The organism is Pedobacter sp. 10L46_2 (assembly GCF_056395165.1).
In genome coordinates, this window is record NZ_JBFTIZ010000533.1 from 1 (window position 1) to 1,223 (window position 1,223).

The 1,223-nt window shown below is 37.2% G+C and carries 2 protein-coding genes; both read left to right on the forward strand.

The window, feature by feature from the left end:
* Positions 1 to 464 (forward strand): helix-turn-helix domain-containing protein (locus tag AC1DDX_RS27550; RefSeq protein ID WP_477623052.1); only part of this gene is annotated, 464 nt, incomplete at its 5' end.
* Between the two features lie 80 nt (positions 465 to 544).
* Positions 545 to 1,223 (forward strand): aldo/keto reductase (locus tag AC1DDX_RS27555; protein WP_477623053.1); only part of this gene is annotated, 679 nt, incomplete at its 3' end.

The window sequence follows — 1,223 nt, forward strand, 5'->3', positions numbered from 1 at the left end:
CTGAAGTATCCTCAGATTATATTCATAAGTATGATCTGTTACGTAATTACCTGCATCTCATTATTCATGAGGCCATGAAATTGCAACCTGCTCTGAATTTTGAAAAAAATACCAATGCTTCCTCAAGGATAGCAGGTTTATTTCTGGAATTACTTGAAAGGCAATTTCCTATAGATACACCTGAAATGGGACTCCAGTTAAAAACTGCCAATCATTATGCTGAAAATCTTTCCGTTCATGTAAATCACCTTAATCGTGCTGTTAAAGAGGTTACAGGTAAAACAACCACCGAACACATTTCATCCAGAATAGTAAAAGAAGCCATCGCTTTGTTGCAGCATACAGATTGGAATGTTGCTCAGGTAGCTTATGGGCTTGGCTTCGAATATCCTGCTTATTTTAATAACTTCTTTAAAAAACAAACCCAGCGTACACCAAAAGAGATTAGAAATATTGCTGTTTGAATTTTATAATGATCTGTTTGAATCCTTTAAACTACCGATCTTRGTAATTAGGTAATTTTGGATCATAAAATCTAAAAGTTATGAAATACAGGAATTTGGGTAAAACAAAAGAACAGCTATCGGCGATAGGTTTGGGCTGTATGGGAATGAGCTTTGCTTATGGCCCTGTTGACGATACAGAAAGTATTGCAACACTTCATAAAGCGCTTGATCTTGGAATTAATTTCTGGGATACTGCTGATATGTATGGAAATGGAAATAATGAAGAACTAATTTCTAAAGTTTTAGTTCCCAATAGAGATAAGGTCTTTATTGCTACTAAATTTGGATTCAGATTTAAAGATAACATTGCAGGATCAAGTAATGCTTCTGGAACTTACTTTGATGGTTCACCAAAATGGATTAAGGTTGCTGTAGAAAATAGCTTAAAACGTTTAAAAATAGATACAATTGATTTGTATTATGCTCACAGGATAGATCCAGACGTTCCGGTTGAAGATACAGTCGGAGCTATGGCAGAGCTGGTAAAAGAAGGTAAAGTACGGTATCTTGGATTGAGCGAGGCATCGCCTGCTTCTATCCGTAGAGCTCATGCAGTGCATCCAATTACGGCGTTGCAAAGTGAATATTCGTTGCTTACCAGAGATGTGGAAGGTGAGATATTGAGTACCGTGCGTGAACTTGGGATTACACTTATCCCTTATTCCCCGCTGGCAAGAGGTTTGGTAACTAACGCTTTAAATGTGGAACAGCTTGATG